Below are 19,500 nucleotides of genomic sequence, written 5' to 3'. Positions count from 1 at the left end.
ATCAAACTCTCCAATAAAGTTAGTTTGTCTAGCATCTAAAAATAAAAATTGACGTTTCACGTTGTTTGTTTCGTTCAGTTTTCAAAGAACTACTTGGTCGCTCATTTGCGACTTCCTTATGTTAACATCTTCGTTTTTCGATGTCAACTAAGTTTTTCAATTTCTTTTTTGTCGTTTTCTGCGTTTCCGCATCAGCGACGGTTATTAATATATCATGTTGAAAAATGAAATGCAACACCTTTTGAAAACTTTTTTTAAATTAACTACATTTCTTTTTTAATATCATATACTTAAACGAAATATCTCTTTCATTTCTAAGAGATTTCTACATATATTCTATATAAAGTCACTCTACCCAAAAACATTTCTTTCTATAATAAATGTTTTATTCATATACCATATCATACAAGGAGGAATACATATGGACTATACCGATTTATTAATCAAACTAGGTCTCTCGGCTATTTTAGGGTTCGCCATCGGTTTAGAGCGCGAATTAAAACGGAAACCACTTGGTTTAAAAACTTGTTTAGTTATTTCTATCATTAGTTGCCTCCTGACGATTGTTTCTATTAAAGCGGCTTACAATTTACCACATACTGATCATATGAATATGGACCCACTTCGACTTGCTGCTCAAATTGTATCAGGAATCGGTTTTTTAGGTGCCGGTGTTATTTTACGTAGAGGAAACGATAGTATTGCAGGATTAACGACTGCCGCTATGATTTGGGGCGCTTCCGGTATCGGCATTGCTGTTGGGGCCGGATTCTATATAGAAGCGATTTTCGGGATGTGTTTCCTTATGATTAGTGTTGAACTTATACCTTTAACAATGAAATTTATAGGACCAAGATCATTTCGCCAACGTGATATTGCAGTAAAACTTGTTGTGCGGAATATGGACAATATCCCAATTGTAATTGAAGAAATAAAAGAAATGGATATAAAAGTTAAGAACATGAAGCTCAAAACATTGGAGAATGGCTCACACTATTTGCATTTGAAATTATGTATCGATCAAAAAAGACATACTGCTGATGTTTACTACGCCCTCCAGCATCTTGAAAGTGTTCAACAAACTGAAGTGGAAAGTATGTAACGTAAAAAAACTCTCTTTTCAATTAGAGAGTTTTTCTTTTTTCTATAATGGTAACAATGAATGTAGTCCTGCAAAGTAAGGAGGAATAAGAGTTTGAAATCCCGTCCAAATTTAGTAGATACATTTCGTGATTCCATTATTTTTCGTTTAATCTGTTTTATCATTGTTCTTACCGCTTTTTCCGGCTTTCTTATACATAGATTAGAACCATCGCACTTCACTACATGGTTTGATGGAATTTGGTGGTCAATCGTTACCATTTTCACCGTTGGCTACGGTGACTTTGCTCCTCATACACTAATAGGAAAACTTATCGGTATGGGCATTATTTTATTTGGAACCGGTTTTTGTTCTTATTATATGGTTCTATTCGCCACTGATATGATTAATAAACAATATATGAAAATTAAAGGAGAAGAAGCTGCAACTTCTAACGGTCATATGATTATTGTCGGCTGGAATGAACGGGCAAAGCGCGTTGTAAAACAAATGCACGTTTTACAACCGAACCTTGATATCGTTTTAATTGATGAAACACTTTCTTTACTTCCAAAACCATTTCATCATTTAGAATTTATAAAGGGGTGTCCTCATCATGATCAAACGTTATTAAAGGCTAATATTACAACAGCTCACACTATATTAATAACAGCTGATAAAGAAAAAAATGAAAGCTTAGCAGATACACAGTCCATTTTAAATATTTTAACTGCAAAAGGGCTCAACCAAAACATTCACTGCATCGCTGAACTTCTTACTTCTGAACAAATACAAAATGCAACGAGAGCTGGTGCATCAGAAATTATAGAAGGAAATAAATTAACGAGCTATGTATTTACCGCTTCTCTTTTATTCCCTTCCATTTCAGGCGTACTATTCTCACTTTACAATGAAATCTCTGATAATAAATTACAACTAATGGAGCTTCCTCCGTCCTGCACTGAACAAACTTTTGCAAATTGTAGCTATACTCTTTTAAAGCAAAACATTCTCTTACTAGGTATAAAGCGTGATGAACAATATATGATTAATCCAGTCCATTCCTTTGTTCTCATTGAAAGTGACATACTCATTGTTATTCACCATTAAGAAAATGTTTTTCTAGTTCCTGCATGAGCACTTTTCCAATATTGATATATTTTCTTTTCACATCTCCATCTGGATCTTTCGGCTCAGCAAATTGATCTATTCCGCTCGTTCCGGCTGTTAAAGTATTTACATGATCATCTAGTTCGTCCTGATATACGTGCGAAAGAATATACGGCGTTCCAAGACGAACTATTACACCGGGTACATCTAATTCTCCATCTACTGCTGTAAATGGCACTCGCAGAAATTGATAGCCATCTTCTTCATCGATCTTATAATCAAAGCATCCTTTATCATAATCCCAATTACCACCAATGCTATATCCAAGTGGCTTCATTATCTCTTCTAACTTATATAACGCATATGTACGTCCTTCTAAATTTGATTGAATTGGAATCAAGCCCATCCCTCCTAGACTTTTTCCTTAGCATACCCACTCTAGTTTGAATATACTGATGGACTTTTCGATGAAATAATAAAAAGCGACCGGATTCCGGTCGCTTTTTATTATTTCAAACGTTCTTCTAATTCTGCTTTTAACTCTTCAAATCCTGGTTTACCAAGTAAAGCAAACATGTTTTTCTTGTATGCTTCTACTCCTGGTTGGTCAAATGGATTTACGCCTAATAAGTAGCCGCTCATCGCACATGCTTTTTCGAAGAAGTATACAAGGTAACCGAATGTGTACTCATTTAATTCAGGGATATTTACGATTAAGTTTGGTACTCCACCATCGCTATGTGCAAGTAATGTACCTTCGTATGCTTTTGTGTTTACGAAGTCTACAGTTTCACCAGCAAGGTAGTTTAATCCATCTAAATCGTTTTCTTCTGATTCGATTGTTAGTTCATGTGTAGATTTCCCTACTTTCAGAACTGTTTCAAATAAGTCACGACGACCTTCTTGAACATATTGACCTAATGAGTGTAAGTCAGTTGAGAAGTTAGCTGAAGATGGGAAAATACCTTTTTGATCTTTTCCTTCACTTTCACCAAATAACTGTTTCCACCATTCAGCGAAGTATTGAAGCGCTGGCTCATAGTTAACAAGCATTTCAATTGTTTTTCCTTTATTGTATAACGCATTACGAACTACCGCATATTGGTAAGCTGGGTTTTCTTCTAGTTCTGATGCACTGAAGTCACCATGACCAGCAGCTGCACCTTGCATCATCTCTTCAATATTTAAGCCACTAACTGCGATTGGTAATAAACCAACTGGCGTTAATACAGAGAAACGGCCTCCAACATCATCTGGAATAACGAATGTTTCGTAACCTTCATTATCAGCTAATGTTTTTAATGCACCACGTGCTTTATCTGTAGTTGCATAAATACGTTTGCGAGCTTCTTCTTTTCCATATTTCTCTTCTAATAACTTACGGAAAATACGGAATGCTAGTGCAGGCTCTGTTGTTGTACCTGATTTTGAAATAACGTTAATAGAGAAGTCTTTACCTTCTAATACGTCCATTAAATCTTTCATGTAAGTGGAGCTAATGTTTTGTCCAACAAATAGCACTTGTGGAGTTTTACGTTGTTCTTTAGAAAGTGTGTTGTAGAAAGAATGGTTTAACATTTCGATTGCTGCACGTGCTCCTAAGTAAGAACCACCGATACCTACAACAAGTAAAATGTCAGAGTCATTTTTAATTTTTTCTGCGCATTTTTGAATGCGAGCAAATTCTTCTTTGTCATATTGAAGCGGAAGGTCTACCCACCCAAGGAAATCGTTCCCAGCTCCAGTTTTTTCGTGGATTGCATGATGTGTTACTTTCACTGCATCACGTAAATAAGTGATTTCATGTTCACCGATGAAGGATAACGCTTTAGAATAGTCGAACGTTACATGTGTACTCATCTTTTTCCCTCCAATAATGTATATGTATTTCTGTATTCACTTTAGCGAAACTGAAGTTGTAAATCAAGCGATTCAACAATTGTAAACGTAACCAATATATATTTTTTAGAAAAAGTTCATTTTTTGCATAAAAATTCGCATTTTTCGGTATAGATGTATATACATCCTTTTTCTTATATTTTTTATGTATAAAAACAACATAACTACACCATTCTATAAAAGAGTTAATTAACTCATCACTTGCTCATGCTTCACAATTAAGGGGGGGCTTTTTCATGAGTACACTGCAACGTATCGCATTAGTCTTTACTGTAATTGGTGCTGTGAACTGGGGACTAATCGGGTTCTTCCAGTTTGACTTAGTGGCAGCCATTTTCGGTGGACAAAACTCAGCTCTTGCACGTATTATTTACGGCATCGTCGGTATTTCTGGGCTTATCAATCTTGGTTTACTCTTTAAACCATCAGAAAATCTTGGCACTCACCCAGAAACGAACGAGATTCGCTAGTCAGTATGTCTTTACTTCACCTCCGACATACGAATATGATTGCATGCAATCATATTTGCAAATATATATCATAAGATAAAGTAAAAGAGGAACGCTCATATGCGTTCCTCTTTTACTTTGTTAACTCGGACTCTTCAATCCATTCTGTTAGCTTTTCTCGCAGCGTATTAAATCCGTTCTCAGATGGATTCGGTATAAGAATCCGTCCTTGTTTTCTTTTCGCCGCTTTTAACGATAAACTCATTTTTCTGTGTTCTTCATCAATTGAAAGTACTTTTACTTCTACTGTATCGCCGACTTTTAAAAAGTCATGAATATCCTTTACATATCCATTTGTAATTTCAGATATATGCACAAGTCCTTGTGTTTCTGCATCTAACGCTACAAATGCACCGTAATCTTGAATCCCAGTCACTTTCCCTGTTACAACCACTCCTGTTGTATATTGTTCTGACATATGAAACACTCCCATACGTTTACCATTTTCTCTACAATTGTAGATAGCAAAGCAGATGATTTATTGTTAAATATCCGATTAGTTAGTACGTACCCTAAATAAAACTACTCAGGATACGTATACCTTATATTAGTAAATTATACCACTATGACAGAACGCATTCAAAATTCATGAAAAAATTTCCTTAAGTAAGTATAATTCTCCAATATTAGGATAGAATACTAACACATGGCTTTCTAGTATTCCCCCCCTTTTATGGACAAAACGTGTTGTGTTTTGTCCTTTTTTTATTCTCTACGAACCGTTCCATTCTCTTCATTGCTTCCATTAGCTGTTCAAGCGACGTTGCATACGAACAACGAATAAACCCTTCACCACTTTCACCAAATACACTTCCAGGTACAACAGCCACTTTTTCTTCTAATAATAACTGTTCTGCAAATTCCTCCGAAGATAGTCCAGTTGAAGAAATAGAAGGAAAGACATAAAATGCTCCGCCCGGCACATGACATGTTAATCCCATTTCATTGAAAGATGTCGTCATAAAATTACGGCGTTTCTTATAACTATCTCTCATCCGAATTACTTCATCATTCCCCGCGCGTAACGCTTCAAGTGCTGCGAACTGAGACATCGTCGGTGCACACATCATGGAATATTGGTGAATTTTGAGCATTAATTCTGAAAAATGAACAGGAGCTGCAATCATACCGAGGCGCCATCCTGTCATAGCAAATCCTTTTGAAAATCCTGAAATTAAAATCGTATGCTCGCGCATATTTTTAATACTCGCGAAACTTGTATATACTTCGTCGTATACAAGCTCTGCATAAATTTCATCAGATAATACGATTAAATTGTACTTTTCAACAATCTCTGCTATTTCTTCAAGCTCGGATTTATTTAACATTGCACCTGTTGGATTATTTGGTGAACAAAGCAAAATTGCCTTCGTTTTCGCTGTAATAGCTGCTTCAATTTGTTCCGGTTGTACTTTAAACTCATTTTCTAAAGTAGTCGCCACAGGAACCGGAACTCCTCCAGCTAATGTTACAAGCGGTGCATAAGAAACGAAACTCGGTTCAATAATGAGTACTTCATCATCAGGATTTATAATGGCACGCATCGCTACATCTAACGCCTGACTCGCTCCAACTGTAACAATGATTTCATCGTTCGGATCATAAGATACTACAAATTGTTTTTTTAGATACTTTGCTATTTCTTGACGCAGCTCCAATAATCCTGCATTTGCTGTATATGACGTATATCCTTGTTCTAAAGAACGGATACACGCTTGCCTCACATTCCAAGGTGTAACGAAGTCAGGCTCTCCTACTCCAAGAGAAATAACACCTTTCATATTTGCTGCTAAATCGAAAAACTTTCGAATACCTGATGGTTGTAAAGATTCTGCTGCTCTAGATAGTTCAAATTGCTTCATGGTGTCACCACAATCCTCTTATCATCATCGTTTTTTTCATAAATAATTCCCTCATGCTTATACTTCTTCAAAATGAAATGCGTTGTCGTAGAAACGACAGATTCAATTGTTGCTAATTTCTCAGAAACAAACATCGCGACTTCTCCCATTGTCTTTCCTTCCAATGTAATAGAAAGATCGTATGTCCCTGACATTAAATACACAGACTTTACTTCTGAATAGCGATAAATTTGTTCAGCAACCGCATCGAACCCAACGCCGTGCTTTGGCGTAACTTTCACATCAATCATTGCCGTTAAACCTGTATGTTCTTTCACCTTCGTCCAATCGATATGTGTTACATAATCTACGATAATCTTTTCCGCTTCTAATTTTTTAACCATTTTCTTTACTTCTTCTACTTCTATATTTAACAGCTTCGCTAATGTATCTACAGATAATCGACTACTTTTTTCAAGACAAGCTAATAATTCTAATTCCTTTTCTGTCACCATATAAATCATCCTTCCTTTTCGTTTGTGTCTAAATTATACAAATACCTTTTCCAGTTTGAAAAGAAGATTTTTTTAGTGAATTATGTCAAAATAAAGTGAAACTTTAATCAGCGGAATGCTTTACCCCGCTGATTATTAGCCCACATTAATCGGGCTTTTACGAGCAGTTGATCTCCCACCTCACTTCTTTGCCTCAACCGTCTTTTAGGTGGGAGTCTTACTGCTAGTTAAAGCGGGGTAAAGTGAAACTTTAATCAGCAGAAAAATGCGTGATAAAGCGAAAGGGGATGGAACCGTGAAACCAAAAGTTTATATTGCCGAGCCAGTTCCAACATTTGTAGAAAAATATTTATCAGAACACTGTGATTATGAAAAATGGGAGCAAAATGAGAAAGTACCTCGTGATGTCCTATTAGAGAAAATACAAGATAAAGATGGTTTATTAAATTTTGGATCTGCTATTAATGAAGAATTATTAGAGGCAGCTCCTAACTTAAAAGTAGTAAGCAACATTTCTGTCGGTTACGATAATTTTGATTTGCAAGCGATGGCAAAGCACAATGTCATCGGAACGAATACACCATACGTACTAGATAATACAGTAGCTGACCTCGTTTTTGCCCTTATGTTATCTGCTGGTCGCCGTGTTTGCGAACTTGACTCCTACGTAAAAAATGGTGAATGGAATGCCGAAATTGGAAAAGAGCACTTCGGGCTGGATGTACACCATAGTACAATCGGCATTATCGGCATGGGCCGAATTGGAGAAGCCGTTGCAAAACGAGCAAAATTTGGATTTGATATGGATGTTCTATATTATAACCGTCGCCGTAAAGAAGAAGCGGAGCAAAAATTCGATGCTACATATTGTGATTTACAGACGCTACTAAAGCAATCCGATTTTATTGTTCTTCTTACTCCATTAACAGATGAAACGTATCATCTTATCGGAGAAAAGGAATTTTCATTAATGAAGGAAACGGCAATCTTCATTAATGCTTCTCGAGGAAAAACAGTAGATGAAGAAGCGTTAATCCATGCCTTAACAGAAAAGAAAATCTTTGCAGCAGGCATCGATACTTTTACACAAGAGCCGATTCAAAAAGATAATCCGCTCTTATCCTTACAAAATGTCGTTACTTTACCACACATCGGATCTGCAACATTAAAAACTAGGCAGCAAATGGCTATGACAGCCGCTGAAAATTTAGTTGCAGGGTTAGAAGGAAAAATTCCGCCAAATATTGTTCGCGGATAATAATAAATAAGTGAAAGGCAAGATGACATCGTCATCTTGCCTTTTTTTGTTAACATATTTTTTTCTTCCTTGGAGATGATATGAACAAAAATCAATGGAGTGACAAAAAATGAATCACGAATATGCTTGTCCTTATTTCACTTTTTCCACTCGCGGCACTACTGTTCATTACGAATTGTATGAACATGACAATAAAACAGAACGTCCTACTTTCGTACTCGTTCACGGCTTTTTATCTTCCTCATTCAGCTACCGCCGTCTTATCCCTTTACTATCGAAGGAAGGAACAGTAATTGCTCTTGATTTACCACCGTTCGGAAAAAGTGATAAGTCTCATCTATTTAAGTATTCTTATCAAAATTTAGCAACGGTTATTATCGATTTAATTGAACACTTATCTCTCTCAAATATTGTATTAGTTGGACATTCTATGGGGGGCCAAATTTCTCTTTATGTAAACCGTATACGCCCTGAATTAATCTCAAAGACGATTTTACTATGCAGCTCTAGCTATTTAGCACGCGCAGCTTTACCTTTACTGTACTCTTCTTATTTACCGTTCTTTCATTTATACGTAAAAAACTGGATTATCCGGCGCGGCATCGTTCATAACTTAATGAATGTCGTTCATGATCACTCCTTAATTGATGATGAGATGAAGGAAGGTTACTCCGCTCCTTTTTATGACAACCGTATCTTCCCTGCTTTGACTCGTATGATACGAGATCGTGAAGGTGACTTATCTTCAACTGAATTACAAAAAATCAAAACACCTACACTACTCATTTGGGGTGAAAAAGATCGCGTCGTCCCAGTAGATGTAGGTCATCGTCTACACAAAGATTTACCGAATTCGAAATTTATTTCTTACGAAAACACAGGGCATTTACTACCTGAAGAAAAACCTGAACATGTTTATGAAGAAATTATCGCTTTTTCTGCGCAATAATTATAAAGGGCTGTCGGAAATTCCGACAGCCTACAATGAACAACTTCCGCCTTCTTTTATTACAAGTAATTCCACAGCTAACTTCTCACATTTTTCAAGCGCAGGTACTTCCTCAAAAGACATAAAGTATATATGTTGAATCTTCTTTGCGATGTATTTCGGATCATCAAACACACTTGCGACGTTCACAACATCGCTCGCTTCTGTTTCATAAAACTCCGGTCCCATTTGAAACGGATCCCAATTCTTCACAACCTCTATCATCTTTTCATATGCACCCATTCGCTTCCCGCCTTTTCACTTTTTAATACTTTTCTTTATCCTATCACATCAGCTATTCTATAAGAAGAGAGAGAACTTTCATAACTTAACGGTTTTACAGAAGAAGGGGGCAAACTTATGCAACTATTTCATAAAACAGTCAATCGACGTGGAACTCATAGTATAAAATGGGATACGTATAAAAACGAAGAACTTATCCACGCTTGGATTGCTGATATGGATTTTGAAGTACCACAACCAATTCAAACTGCTTTAAAGGAACGTATCGAGCATCCTATTTTCGGCTATACACTTCCTCCCGAAAATATTGGCGATATTATTTGTAACTGGACAAAAAAACAGTACAACTGGGATATTCAAAAAGAATGGATTGTCTTTAGCGCGGGAATCGTTCCAGCTCTTAGTACGAGCATACAGGCCTTCACAAAGGAAAACGAATCCATTCTCGTACAACCACCTATTTATCCCCCATTTTTCGAAATGGTCACAACAAACAATAGACAATTATGCGTGAGTCCATTATATAAACAAGATGGCACATATATGATAGACTTCGATCATTTAGAAAAACAATTTGAACAAGGTATTAAACTCATGCTTCTTTGTAGCCCTCACAATCCTATCGGACGCATTTGGACGAAAGACGAGCTAACGAAGCTCGGAGCATTATGTACAAAATATAATGTAATTGTTGTCTCAGATGAAATTCATGCCGATATTATTTACGGAGATCGTACTCATACACCATTTGCTTCTCTATCAGAAGAATTAGCAGCACGTACGATTACTTGTATGGCTCCGAGTAAAACATTTAATATCGCTGGATTACAAGCATCGATTATCATCATTCCAAATGAAAAACTCCGTCAAGCCTTTACATCTATCCAATATAGACAAGGCTTCCACGGATTAAATATATTTGCCTATACAGCGATGCAAAGTGCCTATACAGAATGTAACGATTGGCTAAATGAAATTCGATTATATATAGAAGATAACGCTCAATTCGCTTGTAAATATATTAAAGATCACATACCTACTCTTTCCGTAACGAAGCCAGAAGGTAGCTTTTTATTATGGATTGATTGCTCTCGCCTACAGCTTTCTCAAGACGAACGTACCACATTACTTGAGGAAAAAGGAAAAATAATTGTTGAGCCTGGTGAAAAATACGGATTAGGCGGCGAAGAACATATTCGAATTAACATCGGCTGTCCAAGATCTGTTTTAGAAGAAATTTTAAATAGACTACGCCATACGTTTTCACAATAAACTCCTTTATCAGTTTTTGTCGGTAAATCGATATATTTTAAAAATCGCTGATATATTTTGAGTTATGGTCGATATATTTCAATAATCGCCGATATAATCGTTCCACAAAAAAAGCTACCATACACGGTAGCTTTTACTTTTTCTTCATATCTGACGCTTTTTTTACAATAACACCACAAGCTATTCGATCACCTGATTTACCTGTCGGTTGTGTCATCCCATCATCAGCGTTTTCTGTAATAATAATAGACGCTCCATCTTTTCTATGAATTGTCGTTTTTCCTTCTTCAAGCGTTATGTGCGGCGCATCGATTTCTGCTTTAATCTTTCCAGAACCGTCTGCGATTACGTTCGGTAAATCACCGTTTTCTGCGCCCTTCGGATTAAGAAGACCATGCTTTTTATTATCAGGGTTAAAATGATTCCCCGCTGATTCAAAACGTGGTGCTTTACACTCACCAATTTCGTGTACATGTATGCCGTGCGGGCCAGGTGCGAACCCTTCCCCTTTAATCGTAATTTTCACTCCGCTTGTTTGCTGCACTACTTTCGCAGTCCCAACTTCATCACCTGAAGCATTATGTAATTTCACGTCAATTTCTTTCGGCTTTCCTTGGTCACAACCTGCCATCAGAAATAATAAACAACAACTGAAAAAAAGCCGTTTTTTCATTCTATTCCCTCCAAAACATATTCTGCCCTTAGATTGTCCGAGCATAGAGGGAAACATACAAAAATGAGTTACTGTTTCTTTTCAGCTAACAGTTTTTCTTCAACTTTCTGTAATTGCTCTGCTTCTCGTTTTGATACACGAATAAACATACGCCACGTAGCAACAGCACCAATGATAAATAGAACGCAAACAATCCCTGGAATAATATATTCTGTTTTATCTTCCGGAAAATATAAAGGCATCATACGGAACACTCCTTATTATAGGATTCAAAAAACATCAGAATTTTCTGTTATATACCTTTAAATTATAGTTGAACCAGTTCATATTCTCAAGGGGCGTTCCGAAAGCGAATGATTTCTTTGACTCCTCCTCCTACTTTCCTTACTATAAACTTGAGGTGAAAAATATGAGAGAAACAATTGAAATTGGCGAGATCGTTACTGGTATTTATAAAACTGGAAAATACATCGGCGAAGTTACAAATAGCCGTCCTGGCAGTTACGTCGTAAAAGTATTAGCTGTTTTAAAACATCCAGTGCAAGGTGACTTACATAACGTAAAACAAGCAGACGTACCATTTTTCCATGAAAGACGCGCTTTAGCTTTCCGTGAACAGACGAACATTCCAGAGCAAATGGTGAAGAAATATGAAGGAGAAATTCCGGAGTATACAGAGTCACTCAAATTGGCATTAGAAACTCAAATGAATTCATTTTCTGAAGATGATTCACCTTTTGCGGTTCGTAGTCTAGAAACATTAGAGCAGTTAAAAAAAGACTACAAACTATAAAAAAACAAAACGACCAAATTACATACTGTGCAATTTGGTCGTTACTGTGTACTCACTTTCTTTAAAACTTTTGAAAAATCAACGAGTTCTCCTAATGTTGGAGGTGCTGGTTTCACTAAATATTCTTTATCTTTTTCTACTAATTTAAAAATATTATACGTCGTCATCGCATCATCTAGCGCACAATGATGCTTACCTGTCCCTACTTTTCCATAGGCCTCAATTGCTTTCCACAATCCTGTTTGATTTCTCTCACCAAAAAACTTCTTATACTCCATTGATAAATCACGGCACTGTCCTAAGAAAGGAAAGTCGACTCCCGCCATTTCACAATTATGCTTCAACACTTTCATATCCATATTTCCCCACGTAACAATGGTTGGTTTACATCTCTTTTCATATTCTGCAAGTTTTTCAACGAGTTCTAGAAACGAAATTCCTTTATCTACAGCTTCTTGTTTAATCCCTAAAAATTTTTTACATCGGTCCGTTAAAGAAGGAAACGTTTTCGGCCTAACATGAGCTGAATATGTGTCTTCTACTTTACAGCCGACAACCGAAACGAGTCCTACCTCAATAATTTCCGGGAAAAATCCTTTTGGTTTTTTTCTGTGCTGGGGCATCGTAAACTCAAAATCCAAAAATAAAAATTGTTGTTCATCCATACGATCCCTTCCTTATCATCTTTGTCATTCCTTTCTATTTGACACTCCTATACGAACAAGCTCGAATGCTAATTCCATTTTAAATATTCAGATTGGATGTATCTTATATATATGTCAAATGCCCGCAAATATTTTTAAAAATACGAAAAAATGACCTTTGCAGAAAATATAACAAAATAAGCCCTTTCATTTACATCCGACATTTTTCTAATTTATAATGACGTTATGTGTGTTTCATCTAATTAATTTTTGACACACTAATAAAAGTGAATGAAAGGAGATGAGAGTTTTGCACGAAACAACGCAAGAGCTCGCAAACTGGCAGTATTATTTTGCTATCGCAGTCTTTTTAATTACATATGCCATTATTATTTCTGAAAAAATTAATCGCGCTGTCATCGCACTTCTTGGTGCAGCACTCATGGTAATTATGGGGGTCGTTGATTTACACAACGCCTTTACGAAACATATTGAGTGGGGGACGATTACACTACTCATCGGTATGATGATTTTGGTGAACATTACGAGTAAATCGGGTGTCTTCCAATACGTTGCCATTAAAGCAGCAAAAGGAGCACAAGGAAATCCAATTAAAATTTTAATTTCACTTTCCTTACTTACTGCGCTTGGTTCCGCATTTTTAGATAACGTTACAACTGTACTTCTTGTTGTTCCAGTTACTTTATCTATTACGCGCATACTGCAAGTAAATCCTGTTCCTTATTTACTTTCTGAAATTATTTTTTCAAACATTGGAGGAACAGCAACATTAATTGGTGATCCACCTAATATTATGATTGGTTCTGCAAATAAGCATTTAGATTTCAATGCGTTCTTATTCAACTTAGCACCTATCGTAATCATTATTATTGGTGTGACAGCGACAATACTTTACTTCATGTATCGTAAACAATTAATTGCTGATCCTGTACAAGTTAAGAAATTAATGAGTTTAGATGAAAAGCAATACATTAAAGATCCCGTATTAATGAAAAAATCTTTAACAGTACTTGGACTTACAATTGTAGGTTTCATGACTCATTCGATTTTCCATGTTGATGCAGCTATCATCGCTTTAACTGGTGCTACTGTTCTTATGCTAATCGGTGTGAAAGAACATGAAATTGAAGAGGTATTCGCAAGTGTAGAATGGGTAACAATCTTCTTCTTCGCAGGACTATTCGTACTCGTTGGAGGACTTATCGATATCGGTCTTATCAAAATGTTAGCGCAAAAAGTAATTGGCATAACGGGCGGAGATATTTCTTACGCATCTATCCTTATTTTATGGGTATCTGGTATCGCCTCGGCAACAATTGATAACATTCCATTCGTTGCAACAATGATCCCACTTATTAACGATATGGCAGTTGGGCTAGGATTATCACCTTCTGACGCACAAATCGACGTATTATGGTGGGCATTAGCATTAGGTGCTTGTCTAGGTGGAAACGGAACATTAATCGGAGCTTCTGCTAACGTAATTGTTGCAGGTATCGCAAGCCGAGAAGGACATAAATTTAGCTACATGGACTTCCTAAAAGTCGGTTTCCCAATTATGATCGTTTCATTAATCATTTCTCATATTTATATTTATTTACGTTACCTTATGTAGTAGAAAAGGGCTGTCCTATGTGGCAGCCCTTTTTTGGTCAACAAAAAGCTGTTCCAAAATATCTTTGAAACAGCTCCATACATATATATCTACTCGTTATACCTTACCGGCTCATTCCGAATAATAAATAAGTGAATCGGTAAGAAAACCGAAAACGTGATTGTATGAATAATTGTAAATAATATAGAGTTCGTTCCGTACCTATCTAAAATTGCGTAGATAAGATAAATAGATAGCACAATCGATACAGCTGTTGCTATTAAATATAGAATTGGTACGAAGTTAAAAATGAAACACGCGACATATATGCCGAATACTTTCCATCCTGCTTCTTCTTTTAAGAAATCTGGTAATTTATCTTTCGCTAAATCACCCCAGATCTTACTATTTAAAAAAGGAATAAATGCAAGAGCACCATCCGTTGCACCATCATTTTTCGCCATCGTATACAGTGCAAAAGCCGTTAACAAATACGCAATAACTGCCCAAATCAATACAACAAGAATAAACGCAAAACTAAGAGCAAAGAAACCTGCTAGTAAACCTTGATCTTCCATCTTATCCTCTCCTCTCTACTTTCAACATATTTCATTACTTTACAAGTTATGTTTTAAAATTCAACCAAACTCTCTGTATAATAATAGGAGTAAGATAATTAGAGAGGAGAACAACTGATGCATCCATTTGTAAAAGCACTACAAGAACATTTCATAGCTCACAAAAATCTGGAAAAAGCAGAACCGATGGCACGTTATATGAAAAATCACTTCCCGTTTCTCGGTATTCAAACTCCCGAGAGAAGACAGTTATTAAAAGACGTTATTCAAATACATACTCTCCCAGATTCAAAAGACTTCCAAGTTATCATACGTGAGCTTTGGGATTTACCAGAACGTGAATTTCAAGCGGCCGCACTTGATATTATGCAAAAATATAAAAAGCATATAAACGAAACTCATATCCCCTTCTTAGAAGAACTCATTGTCACAAAGTCTTGGTGGGATACAGTTGATAGCATCGTTCCTACATTTTTAGGGAATATCTTTTTAAAACATCCGGAATTAATTTCTGCCTATATTCCAAAATGGATTGCATCAGATAACATATGGTTACAACGCGCCGCTATTTTATTCCAGCTAAAATATAAACAAAAGATGGATGAAGAACTTCTTTTCTGGATCATTGGACAACTACATTCTTCAAAAGAATTTTTCATTCAAAAAGCGATTGGCTGGGTCCTTCGTGAATATGCAAAAACAAAGCCGGATGTAGTTTGGGAATACGTGCAAAACAATGAGCTCGCTCCATTAAGTAAACGTGAAGCAATTAAGCACATTAAAGAAAATTACGGAATAAATAACGAAAAAATAGGCGAGACTCTATCATAGATAGACGCGTTCCTCTATTGAGATTTAAAAAAGAACGTGTTAGAATATGTTCATTATTATTAATATAAGTAGCGATGACGGACTTATAAGTACTTGCACAAAAAGCGATTCAGGGATAGTGAAAGCCTGAAGCCGCAAGGAAACGGCAGTCTCGAGCAATACGTGATAAAGTGGATACACCCTTTTGTGTATCAACTAGGGTGGAACCGCGGGCAAACGCTCGTCCCTAGGCAATTAAGCCTTGGGATGAGCGTTTTTTTATGTTTTTCAAAGCATATACCGCTCGTTTCACCCGTACCTGAGCACGTCATCGCCAATACGTTAACTTTCAAAAGGAGGATTTTATTATGTATTCAATGGAACAAGTTGTAAACTTAGCGAAACATCGCGGTTTTGTTTTCCCTGGTTCTGAAATTTACGGTGGTCTTGCAAACACTTGGGATTACGGTCCACTTGGAATCGAATTAAAAAATAACGTTAAAAAAGCTTGGTGGAAAAAATTCATTCAAGAATCTCCATACAACGTTGGTTTAGACGCAGCTATTTTAATGAACCCAAAAACTTGGATCGCTTCTGGTCACGTTGGTAACTTCAACGATCCAATGATCGACTGTAAAAAATGTAAAGCGCGTCACCGTGCTGACAAATTAATTGAAGATGCTTTAGATGCAAAAGGCATCGAAATGGTTGTTGACGGTCTTACTTTCGACCAAATGGCTGACTTAATGAAAGAACATGAAGTAAAATGTCCTGATTGCGGTAGTGAAGAATTCACTGAAATCCGTCAGTTCAACTTAATGTTCAAAACATTCCAAGGTGTTACAGAGTCTAGCACAAACGAAATCTTCCTTCGTCCTGAAACAGCACAAGGTATTTTCGTAAACTTTAAAAACGTACAACGCTCTATGCGTAAAAAACTTCCATTTGGTATTGGCCAAATCGGTAAGAGCTTCCGTAACGAAATCACGCCTGGTAACTTCACATTCCGTACACGTGAATTCGAACAAATGGAACTTGAATTCTTCTGTAAGCCTGGTGAAGATTTAGAGTGGTTCGCATTCTGGCGTGAAACTTGTAAGAACTGGTTACTTTCACTTGGTATGACTGAAGAAAGCATGCGTCTTCGTGACCACGGTGAAGAAGAGTTATCTCACTACAGTAACGCAACAACTGATATTGAATTCAAATTCCCATTCGGTTGGGGCGAACTATGGGGCGTTGCATCTCGTACAGACTTCGATTTAAAACGTCACATGGAACACTCTAACGAAGACTTTAACTATATTGATCCACAAACGAATGAGCGTTACGTACCATACTGCATCGAGCCATCTTTAGGTGCTGACCGCGTAACATTAGCATTCTTATGTGATGCATACGAAGAAGAGCAATTAGAAAACGATTCTCGTACAGTTCTTCGTTTCCACCCTGCTTTAGCACCATACAAAGCAGCTATCTTACCATTATCTAAAAAGCTATCTGAAGGTGCTACTGAAGTATTCGCAGAATTAGCTAAAGACTTCATGGTAGACTTTGACGAAACTGGTTCTATCGGTAAACGTTACCGTCGTCAAGACGAAATCGGTACACCATTCTGTATCACTTACGACTTCGACTCAGTTGAAGACAAAGCTGTTACAGTACGTGACCGTGACACAATGGAACAAGTTCGTATGCCAATTAGCGAACTAAAAGGTTTCTTAGAGAAGAAAATCCAGTTCTAATTATAAAAAAAGAGGCAGCTCATGAGAGCCGCCTCTTTTTTACTTTTCACGTTTTTCTTTAATTGCTACTGTACATCTTGAAATACATAATAAATCGTCATTCTCATCAATGATACGCACATCCCAAACCATCGTTGAATGTCCTCTATGTATCGGTGTTCCGATCGCTGTTACAATTCCATCTTTCTTTGAGCGAATGTGATTTGCGTTAATTTCTAGACCGAAACAGATGCATTTTTCTTGATCAATTAAATTGTATGAACCGACGCTTGCTACTGTTTCTGCTAATGCAAGAGATGCACCACCGTGTAAAAAACCAAACGGCTGATGTGTACGCTCATCAACAGGCATCGTAGCAACCACCTTATCTTCTGTCATCTCTAACAACTCAATTCCAAGTGAATCCATTAAAGTTTTTGCCATATCATTTCCCCCTTCTCTTACTTTAATTGAATGTATAATTTTACCTATTTATTTTCAAACTACTTGTAACACTTAAATAAGGAGGTTTCACCTAAATGAAACAGAAATTTTGTATATTACTGCTTATGCTCTCCTTGCTGACTATTGTACCAAATTGTGCACTAGCAGCCAAAGCATCCAACCTGACAATCGATGTTCAGACTGTAACGCAAAAAGGTAAGAAACCTTATATAGAATATCAAATTAATAGACCTTCATTTCATAACTTTTCCGATTCTAAATTTCAAAATAAGCTCAATTTCTATTACAAAAAATCTACTGACAAATTTAAAGCCAGATTAGAAAAAGACGCAAAAAAATATTATAAAGAAACAGAAGGATCCAGTACACCATTTCATCCGTACGTGGCGAATGTTGATTATAAAGTCTCTTTAAATAAACCACCTTTTCTCAGCCTATATTTGAATTACTATCAATATACAGGTGGTGCGCACGGTCTTTATACGTGGAAAGCAAACACATTTGATTTAAACGAAAAAAAGTTACTACACTTAGATGATTTATTTCAACAAAAAGATAAATATAAAGAAGTAATACGTGCTGAGATTGTAAGACAAATTAAACAAAATGAAAGCATTTATTTTCCCGATGCAACTGAAAAGGTCATGAGCACGAAAAAGTTTCACTTCTTTTTAGAGCCGAACAATCTCGTCATTTATTTCCCTCTATATGAGATTGCTCCTTATTCAAGCGGAATTCCGCAATTTCGTATTCCGTATACGTTGCTAAGGGACTATTTGAAGCCTTCTTATCAAAATATTTTGATTGACAACAAGTAAATATTTTCGCTACGATAATGTTAACCTAAAAACAACAGGAGGTTAACATTATGAGAAGATTTCATGTTTTAGATTTAGCATTAGCTGCCATGTTCGTTGCTCTTATGGCCATTGGTGCAAATATTGTATCTTGGGCACCATTCTTACAAGTAGCGGGCATCCCATTATCTATGCAACCATTTTTCGCAATTTTAGCAGGGCTTCTTCTCGGAAGTAGACTTGGCGCATTATCAATGACGGTTTATATGCTTGTCGGATTAGCAGGCGCGCCCATCTTCGCTAACTTCAAAGCTGGATTTGGAGCACTTTTAGATCCTACTGGTGGCTTTATTATCGCATTTATTATCGTTGCTTACGTATCAGGAAAACTCGTAGAACAAAAGGAAAAGCCAACATTTCGTACATTTGCAATTGCCTCTTTCACAGGAATTATTTTAACTTATATTATCGGTACTACTTACATGTACGGGGCAGTCAATCTCTTCATGGGCGGTAATATGAGCTATAAAGCTGCTTGGATGATTATGATGTGGTTCGCAGTAAAAGATATTGTATTTACAATTATCGGTGCTATCATTGCACCTCGCATATACTATGCTGTACGTCGTTCCGCTTATCAGCATTCTCATTCGACGATTTCATAATAAAAAGGAGTTATTTCAGC

23 protein-coding genes are annotated in these 19,500 nt (G+C 36.6%); 12 read left to right on the top strand and 11 right to left on the bottom strand.

Annotated elements, in window-relative coordinates; all coding sequences use genetic code 11:
• Positions 1-421: 421 nt before the first annotated feature.
• The gene (locus ACUXEY_RS21305) at positions 422-1,102 is read left to right on the top strand and encodes an MgtC/SapB family protein (protein ID WP_048528454.1); all 681 of its coding nucleotides are present in this window, start codon (positions 422-424) and stop codon (positions 1,100-1,102) included.
• 93 nt (positions 1,103-1,195) lie between these two features.
• Complete coding sequence (locus ACUXEY_RS21300) at positions 1,196-2,191, top strand: potassium channel family protein (protein ID WP_461301547.1); 996 nt, start codon at positions 1,196-1,198, stop codon at positions 2,189-2,191.
• On the opposite strand, the gene ACUXEY_RS21295 is transcribed toward ACUXEY_RS21300, so the two are convergent.
• Positions 2,178-2,591: a YugN-like family protein gene (locus ACUXEY_RS21295; RefSeq protein WP_166704694.1), complete on the bottom strand. Its 414-nt coding sequence runs from the start codon at positions 2,589-2,591 to the stop codon at positions 2,178-2,180. The genes ACUXEY_RS21300 and ACUXEY_RS21295 overlap by 14 nt on opposite strands.
• 107 nt (positions 2,592-2,698) lie before the next feature.
• Positions 2,699-4,051 (bottom strand): glucose-6-phosphate isomerase, encoded by a 1,353-nt coding sequence (locus ACUXEY_RS21290; protein ID WP_078419259.1) that lies wholly within the window; start codon positions 4,049-4,051, stop codon positions 2,699-2,701.
• A 275-nt stretch (positions 4,052-4,326) separates the two neighbouring features.
• Between ACUXEY_RS21290 and ACUXEY_RS21285 the strand changes: the two genes are divergently transcribed.
• A complete protein-coding gene (locus ACUXEY_RS21285) occupies positions 4,327-4,560 on the top strand; it encodes a DUF378 domain-containing protein (protein ID WP_000105788.1) in 234 nt (77 codons plus the stop codon).
• A gap of 112 nt (positions 4,561-4,672) precedes the next feature.
• Here ACUXEY_RS21285 and yugI read toward each other — a convergent pair whose 3' ends face one another.
• The 3 genes from yugI to ACUXEY_RS21270 form a co-directional block, all read right to left on the bottom strand.
• Complete coding sequence (yugI, locus tag ACUXEY_RS21280) at positions 4,673-5,017, bottom strand: S1 domain-containing post-transcriptional regulator GSP13 (protein ID WP_000003765.1); 345 nt, start codon at positions 5,015-5,017, stop codon at positions 4,673-4,675.
• 253 nt (positions 5,018-5,270) lie between these two features.
• Complete coding sequence (locus ACUXEY_RS21275; RefSeq protein WP_461301546.1) at positions 5,271-6,461, bottom strand: aminotransferase; 1,191 nt, start codon at positions 6,459-6,461, stop codon at positions 5,271-5,273.
• A complete protein-coding gene (locus ACUXEY_RS21270) occupies positions 6,458-6,955 on the bottom strand; it encodes an Lrp/AsnC family transcriptional regulator (protein WP_038356754.1) in 498 nt (165 codons plus the stop codon). The genes ACUXEY_RS21275 and ACUXEY_RS21270 overlap by 4 nt, the downstream gene beginning before the upstream one ends.
• Positions 6,956-7,220: 265 nt before the next feature.
• On the opposite strand from ACUXEY_RS21270, the gene ACUXEY_RS21265 reads away from it, so the two are divergent.
• Together ACUXEY_RS21265 and ACUXEY_RS21260 are read left to right on the top strand one after the other, a co-directional pair.
• Positions 7,221-8,213 (top strand): 2-hydroxyacid dehydrogenase, encoded by a 993-nt coding sequence (locus ACUXEY_RS21265; protein WP_429601840.1) that lies wholly within the window; start codon positions 7,221-7,223, stop codon positions 8,211-8,213.
• A 109-nt stretch (positions 8,214-8,322) separates the two neighbouring features.
• On the top strand, positions 8,323-9,162 hold the full coding sequence (locus tag ACUXEY_RS21260; RefSeq protein WP_166704697.1) for an alpha/beta fold hydrolase: 840 nt from the start codon (positions 8,323-8,325) through the stop codon (positions 9,160-9,162).
• Positions 9,163-9,192: 30 nt separating this feature from the next.
• On the opposite strand, the gene ACUXEY_RS21255 is transcribed toward ACUXEY_RS21260, so the two are convergent.
• Positions 9,193-9,444, bottom strand: coding sequence for a YugE family protein (locus tag ACUXEY_RS21255; RefSeq protein WP_429601842.1), 252 nt, complete (start codon positions 9,442-9,444; stop codon positions 9,193-9,195).
• A 117-nt stretch (positions 9,445-9,561) separates the two neighbouring features.
• On the opposite strand from ACUXEY_RS21255, the gene ACUXEY_RS21250 reads away from it, so the two are divergent.
• Positions 9,562-10,716 (top strand): MalY/PatB family protein, encoded by a 1,155-nt coding sequence (locus ACUXEY_RS21250; RefSeq protein ID WP_429601844.1) that lies wholly within the window; start codon positions 9,562-9,564, stop codon positions 10,714-10,716.
• A 133-nt stretch (positions 10,717-10,849) separates the two neighbouring features.
• On the opposite strand, the gene sodC is transcribed toward ACUXEY_RS21250, so the two are convergent.
• A complete protein-coding gene (gene sodC, locus ACUXEY_RS21245) occupies positions 10,850-11,389 on the bottom strand; it encodes a superoxide dismutase [Cu-Zn] (RefSeq protein WP_166704699.1) in 540 nt (179 codons plus the stop codon).
• A gap of 68 nt (positions 11,390-11,457) precedes the next feature.
• The gene (locus ACUXEY_RS21240; RefSeq protein WP_048528424.1) at positions 11,458-11,634 is read right to left on the bottom strand and encodes a hypothetical protein; all 177 of its coding nucleotides are present in this window, start codon (positions 11,632-11,634) and stop codon (positions 11,458-11,460) included.
• A gap of 164 nt (positions 11,635-11,798) precedes the next feature.
• On the opposite strand from ACUXEY_RS21240, the gene kapB reads away from it, so the two are divergent.
• Positions 11,799-12,182 (top strand): kinase-associated lipoprotein KapB, encoded by a 384-nt coding sequence (kapB, locus tag ACUXEY_RS21235; protein ID WP_429601846.1) that lies wholly within the window; start codon positions 11,799-11,801, stop codon positions 12,180-12,182.
• 41 nt (positions 12,183-12,223) lie between these two features.
• Here the strand turns inward: kapB and kapD are convergent, their stop codons facing one another.
• Positions 12,224-12,847, bottom strand: coding sequence for a 3'-5' exonuclease KapD (gene kapD, locus ACUXEY_RS21230; RefSeq protein ID WP_166704700.1), 624 nt, complete (start codon positions 12,845-12,847; stop codon positions 12,224-12,226).
• A gap of 289 nt (positions 12,848-13,136) precedes the next feature.
• On the opposite strand from kapD, the gene ACUXEY_RS21225 reads away from it, so the two are divergent.
• Positions 13,137-14,462 carry an ArsB/NhaD family transporter gene (locus ACUXEY_RS21225; protein WP_142952729.1) on the top strand — a complete coding sequence of 442 codons (1,326 nt, stop codon included), beginning with the start codon at positions 13,137-13,139 and terminating at the stop codon, positions 14,460-14,462.
• 89 nt (positions 14,463-14,551) lie between these two features.
• On the opposite strand, the gene ACUXEY_RS21220 is transcribed toward ACUXEY_RS21225, so the two are convergent.
• Positions 14,552-15,019, bottom strand: coding sequence for a hypothetical protein (locus ACUXEY_RS21220; RefSeq protein ID WP_166704701.1), 468 nt, complete (start codon positions 15,017-15,019; stop codon positions 14,552-14,554).
• 117 nt (positions 15,020-15,136) lie between these two features.
• On the opposite strand from ACUXEY_RS21220, the gene ACUXEY_RS21215 reads away from it, so the two are divergent.
• The gene (locus ACUXEY_RS21215) at positions 15,137-15,850 is read left to right on the top strand and encodes a DNA alkylation repair protein (RefSeq protein ID WP_166704702.1); all 714 of its coding nucleotides are present in this window, start codon (positions 15,137-15,139) and stop codon (positions 15,848-15,850) included.
• Between the two features lie 347 nt (positions 15,851-16,197).
• Positions 16,198-17,574 carry a glycine--tRNA ligase gene (locus ACUXEY_RS21210; RefSeq protein WP_000287154.1) on the top strand — a complete coding sequence of 459 codons (1,377 nt, stop codon included), beginning with the start codon at positions 16,198-16,200 and terminating at the stop codon, positions 17,572-17,574.
• Between the two features lie 39 nt (positions 17,575-17,613).
• Here ACUXEY_RS21210 and ACUXEY_RS21205 read toward each other — a convergent pair whose 3' ends face one another.
• Entirely contained in the window at positions 17,614-17,997 is a 384-nt protein-coding gene (locus tag ACUXEY_RS21205; protein WP_001140606.1) for a hotdog fold thioesterase, read from the bottom strand.
• A gap of 95 nt (positions 17,998-18,092) precedes the next feature.
• Between ACUXEY_RS21205 and ACUXEY_RS21200 the strand changes: the two genes are divergently transcribed.
• Positions 18,093-18,836 carry a DUF3298 and DUF4163 domain-containing protein gene (locus ACUXEY_RS21200; protein WP_166704703.1) on the top strand — a complete coding sequence of 248 codons (744 nt, stop codon included), beginning with the start codon at positions 18,093-18,095 and terminating at the stop codon, positions 18,834-18,836.
• A 50-nt stretch (positions 18,837-18,886) separates the two neighbouring features.
• On the top strand, positions 18,887-19,480 hold the full coding sequence (locus tag ACUXEY_RS21195; RefSeq protein WP_166704704.1) for a biotin transporter BioY: 594 nt from the start codon (positions 18,887-18,889) through the stop codon (positions 19,478-19,480).
• Positions 19,481-19,500 lie beyond the last annotated feature (20 nt).

This window comes from Bacillus sp. F9_6S_D1_P_5 (assembly GCF_054823925.1).
Note: the sequence above shows the minus strand (reverse complement) of the source record. Positions and strands in the feature narration are given on the sequence as shown.

Coding starts and splice junctions, on each gene's coding strand:
- yugI (WP_000003765.1), bottom strand. CDS start 5,017: ATGTCAGAACAATATACAACAGGAGTGGTTGTAACAGGGAAAGTGACT.
- ACUXEY_RS21305 (WP_048528454.1), top strand. CDS start 422: ATGGACTATACCGATTTATTAATCAAACTAGGTCTCTCGGCTATTTTA.
- ACUXEY_RS21270 (WP_038356754.1), bottom strand. CDS start 6,955: ATGGTGACAGAAAAGGAATTAGAATTATTAGCTTGTCTTGAAAAAAGT.
- ACUXEY_RS21200 (WP_166704703.1), top strand. CDS start 18,093: ATGAAACAGAAATTTTGTATATTACTGCTTATGCTCTCCTTGCTGACT.
- ACUXEY_RS21265 (WP_429601840.1), top strand. CDS start 7,221: ATGCGTGATAAAGCGAAAGGGGATGGAACCGTGAAACCAAAAGTTTAT.
- ACUXEY_RS21285 (WP_000105788.1), top strand. CDS start 4,327: ATGAGTACACTGCAACGTATCGCATTAGTCTTTACTGTAATTGGTGCT.
- kapB (WP_429601846.1), top strand. CDS start 11,799: ATGAGAGAAACAATTGAAATTGGCGAGATCGTTACTGGTATTTATAAA.
- ACUXEY_RS21255 (WP_429601842.1), bottom strand. CDS start 9,444: ATGGGTGCATATGAAAAGATGATAGAGGTTGTGAAGAATTGGGATCCG.
- ACUXEY_RS21260 (WP_166704697.1), top strand. CDS start 8,323: ATGAATCACGAATATGCTTGTCCTTATTTCACTTTTTCCACTCGCGGC.
- ACUXEY_RS21250 (WP_429601844.1), top strand. CDS start 9,562: ATGCAACTATTTCATAAAACAGTCAATCGACGTGGAACTCATAGTATA.
- ACUXEY_RS21215 (WP_166704702.1), top strand. CDS start 15,137: ATGCATCCATTTGTAAAAGCACTACAAGAACATTTCATAGCTCACAAA.
- ACUXEY_RS21290 (WP_078419259.1), bottom strand. CDS start 4,051: ATGAGTACACATGTAACGTTCGACTATTCTAAAGCGTTATCCTTCATC.
- kapD (WP_166704700.1), bottom strand. CDS start 12,847: ATGGATGAACAACAATTTTTATTTTTGGATTTTGAGTTTACGATGCCC.
- ACUXEY_RS21205 (WP_001140606.1), bottom strand. CDS start 17,997: ATGGCAAAAACTTTAATGGATTCACTTGGAATTGAGTTGTTAGAGATG.
- ACUXEY_RS21195 (WP_166704704.1), top strand. CDS start 18,887: ATGAGAAGATTTCATGTTTTAGATTTAGCATTAGCTGCCATGTTCGTT.
- ACUXEY_RS21275 (WP_461301546.1), bottom strand. CDS start 6,461: ATGAAGCAATTTGAACTATCTAGAGCAGCAGAATCTTTACAACCATCA.
- sodC (WP_166704699.1), bottom strand. CDS start 11,389: ATGAAAAAACGGCTTTTTTTCAGTTGTTGTTTATTATTTCTGATGGCA.
- ACUXEY_RS21220 (WP_166704701.1), bottom strand. CDS start 15,019: ATGGAAGATCAAGGTTTACTAGCAGGTTTCTTTGCTCTTAGTTTTGCG.
- ACUXEY_RS21210 (WP_000287154.1), top strand. CDS start 16,198: ATGTATTCAATGGAACAAGTTGTAAACTTAGCGAAACATCGCGGTTTT.
- ACUXEY_RS21240 (WP_048528424.1), bottom strand. CDS start 11,634: ATGATGCCTTTATATTTTCCGGAAGATAAAACAGAATATATTATTCCA.